Below are 3689 nucleotides of genomic sequence, written 5' to 3'. Positions count from 1 at the left end.
CCCCTGAAATGCAGGCGCTACGCGCCGCATTTCCCCGATAGAGGCTGAGCGGCGAAGCCGCTCGCCTCCAGGGGCGCGGGGAACTGCGCGACCAGCCACACTCCACCCGCACCCGGCAACGGACTACGCGTCCCCACCCGCCGCCCCGGGATCCGCAGCCGTGACGTCCAGCAGCTGATACCGGTCGATCGCCTGCTTCAGCACGGAGCGATCGACCTTCCCGTCCCGCGCCAGCTCCGTGAGCACCGCCACGACGACGGACTGCGCGTCGATGTGGAAGTACCGCCGCGCCGCCCCCCGCGTGTCAGCGAACCCGAACCCGTCCGCCCCCAGGGACTGGTACGTGCCGGGCACCCACCGCGAGATCTGGTCCGGCACCGACCGCATCCAGTCCGAGACCGCGACGAACGGCCCCTGCGCCCCGGACAGCTTCCGCGTGACGTACGGGACGCGCTGCTCCTCCTCCGGGTGCAGCAGGTTGTGCCGCTCCACCTCGACGGCCTCGCGCCGCAGCTCGTTCCAGGAGGTCGCGGACCAGACGTCGGCCCGCACGTTCCACTCCTCCGCGAGGATCCGCTGCGCCTCCAGCGCCCACGGCACGCCGACACCGGACGCCATGATCTGCGCCGGGATCGTGCCGGCGGAGCCGGCGCTGATGCGGTGGATGCCCTTGAGGATGCCCTCGACGTCCACGTCGTCCGGCTCCGCGGGCTGCTGGATCGGCTCGTTGTAGACGGTCAGGTAGTAGAAGACGTCCTCGCCGGGCCTGCCGTCGGCCGTCGGCCCGTACATGCGGCGCAGACCGTCCTGGACGATGTGCGCGATCTCGTACCCGTACGCCGGGTCGTAGGCCACGCACGCCGGGTTGGTCGAGGCGAGCAGCTGGGAGTGGCCGTCCGCGTGCTGGAGGCCCTCACCGGTCAGCGTGGTGCGGCCGGCCGTCGCGCCGAGCACGAAGCCGCGGGACAGCTGGTCGGCCATCTGCCAGAACTGGTCGCCGGTGCGCTGGAAGCCGAACATCGAGTAGAAGACGTAGACCGGGATCAGCGGCTCGCCGTGCGTCGCGTAGGCCGAGCCCGCCGCGATCAGCGAGGCCGTGCAGCCCGCCTCCGAGATGCCGTCGTGCAGCATCTGCCCGGTCGGCGACTCCTTGTACGCGAGCAGCAGCTCGCGGTCCACGGACTCGTACTGCTGGCCGAGCGGGTTGTAGATCTTCGCGCTCGGGAAGAACGCGTCCATGCCGAACGTGCGGTACTCGTCGGGCGCGATCAGCACGAACCGCTTGCCGATCTCCTTGTCCCGCATCAGGTCCTTGAGGAGCCGGACGAAGGCCATGGTCGTCGCGATGGACTGCTGACCCGAGCCCTTCTTCACGTTCGCGTAGGTCTTGTCGTCCGGCAGCTGGAGCGGCTTCGCCCGCACCACGCGCGTCGGCACGTACCCGCCGAGCGACTGCCGGCGGTCGTGCATGTACTGGATCTCCTCCGACTCGCGGCCCGGGTGGTAGTACGGCGGCAGGCCGTCCTCGAGCTGCTTGTCGGTGATCGGCAGGTGCAGCCGGTCGCGGAAGCCCTTCAGGTCGTCGACCGTGAGCTTCTTCATCTGGTGCGTCGCGTTGCGGCCCTCGAAGTTCGGGCCGAGCGTCCAGCCCTTGACGGTCTGCGCCAGGATGACCGTCGGCTGCCCCTTGTGCTCCTTGGCGGCCGTCATCGCGGCGAAGATCTTCCGGTGGTCGTGGCCACCGCGCCCCAGGTGCAGGATCTCCTTGTCGGACATGTTCTCGACCATGGCGCGCAGCCGGTGGTCGTCGCCGAAGAAGTGCTCGCGGATGTACGCGCCGGTCTCGGTGGCGTACGTCTGGAACTGGCCGTCCGGCGTCGTGTTGAGCCGGTTGACCAGCGTGCCGTCGCGGTCCTGCGCCAGCAGCGGGTCCCAACTGCGGTCCCAGACCAGCTTGATGACGTTCCATCCGGCGCCGCGGAACTGCGACTCCAGCTCCTGGATGATCTTGCCGTTGCCGCGCACCGGGCCGTCGAGCCGCTGCAGGTTGCAGTTGACGACGAAGGTCAGGTTGTCGAGGCCCTCGCGGGCCGCGATCGACAGCTGGCCGAGCGACTCCGGCTCGTCCATCTCGCCGTCGCCGAGGAAGGCCCACACATGCGACTTGGAGGTGTCGGCGATGCCGCGCGCCTCCATGTAGCGGTTCATCCGGGCCTGGAAGATCGCACCGAGCGGGCCGAGGCCCATCGACACGGTCGGGAACTCCCAGAAGTCCGGCATCAGGCGCGGGTGCGGGTACGAGGACAGGCCGTTGGGCGCCTTCGAGTGCTCCTGGCGGAAGCCGTCGAGCTGGTCCTCGGTGAGCCGGTCCAGGAGGTAGGCGCGGGCGTAGATGCCGGGCGAGGCGTGCCCCTGGAAGAAGACCTGGTCACCGCCGTCGCCCTCGTCCTTGCCGCGGAAGAAGTGGTTGAAGCCCACGTCGTACAGGGAGGCCGAGGACGCGAAGGTGGCGATGTGGCCGCCGACGCCCACCCCCGGGCGCTGCGCGCGGGACACCATCACCGCGGCGTTCCACCGCGTCGCGTTGAGGACCTTGCGCTCGATCTCCTCGTTGCCGGGGAAGTACGGCTCGTCCTTGGTCGCGATCGTGTTGATGTAGTCCGTGCTGCGCATCTCGGGCACGGCCACGCGCTTCTCGCGGGCCCGCTCGATGAGCCGGAGCATCAGGTACCGGGCCCGCTCCCGGCCGCGTTCGTCGACCGCGGCGTCCAGGGAGTCGAGCCACTCCTGGGTCTCTTCTGGATCGAAGTCCGGGACCTGGCTGGGAAGACCGCCAATGATGATCGGGTTGCGATCGGATCCGGAAGCCACGCTGTTCCCTCACTGTCGGTGATGCCACTGTTCCACTGTCGGTTTGCGCCGAGTCCATCGTGGACCTTGGAAACCGAATCGTCATCTCTACCGCGAGGTATTCGCGGTGCCGCGAACAAATCGCAACGATACGCTCAAGCTGGTGTGGCATAGATCACGAACCGGCGGGGATCCTTGACTGAGGTTGGGGTGAGACGGCCCGGAACGTCACCGTTTAGGCGGTCTCGGCAGCCGGGTACTTGCGCGATCCGTCGCGCACGTGTGGACTACGGCCAACGCTTCGCGCGTGCGCGAGGCTCTGGGGACACCCAGACAACCCAAGAACTTTCGTAAACATGATCAGGAGGCAATCCGTGAGCGCGACCGCGGACCACGCGGAGAAGAACCTTGCCGAGAGGCTCGGTTTCCAGCCCGACCAGGTGGTCCAGGAGATCGGCTACGACGACGACGTCGATCAGGAGCTCCGCGAGAGCATCGAGGAAGTCATCGGCTCCGAGCTCGTCGACGAGGACTACGACGACGTGGCTGACGCCGTGGTGCTCTGGTTCCGTGAGGACGACGGGGACCTTACCGATGCGCTGGTGGATGCCATCGCGTACATGGAGGAAGGCGGCTCCATCCTGCTCCTGACGCCGAAGACGGGCCGTGACGGCTACGTCGAGCCCAGCGAGATCGGGGAGGCCGCCACCACCGCCGGTCTCACCGCCGCCAAGAGCGTCAGCGCCGGCAAGGACTGGACCGGCAGCCGGCTGGCCACGCCGAAGGCGGCCGCCAAGAAGCGCTGAGCCGGCCCGGCGAACGGGACCAGAAGAGAAGGG

Annotated in this window: 2 protein-coding genes; one reads left to right on the top strand and one right to left on the bottom strand. The window is 68.5% G+C overall.

What is annotated here, in order from left to right:
• Nucleotides 1-123 precede the first annotated feature (123 nt).
• Nucleotides 124-2871: a pyruvate dehydrogenase (acetyl-transferring), homodimeric type gene (gene aceE / locus ACFW9D_RS38090; protein ID WP_384630041.1), complete on the bottom strand. Its 2748-nt coding sequence runs from the start codon at nt 2869-2871 to the stop codon at nt 124-126.
• Nucleotides 2872-3224: 353 nt separating this feature from the next.
• On the opposite strand from aceE, the gene ACFW9D_RS38085 reads away from it, so the two are divergent.
• On the top strand, nt 3225-3656 hold the full coding sequence (locus ACFW9D_RS38085; protein WP_188339140.1) for a DUF3052 domain-containing protein: 432 nt from the start codon (nt 3225-3227) through the stop codon (nt 3654-3656).
• Nucleotides 3657-3689: the final 33 nt, after the last annotated feature.

This window comes from Streptomyces sp. NPDC059524, assembly GCF_042749255.1.
GTDB lineage: Bacteria > Actinomycetota > Actinomycetes > Streptomycetales > Streptomycetaceae > Streptomyces > Streptomyces xanthii.
This window is presented reverse-complemented; position numbering and strand designations above follow the sequence as displayed.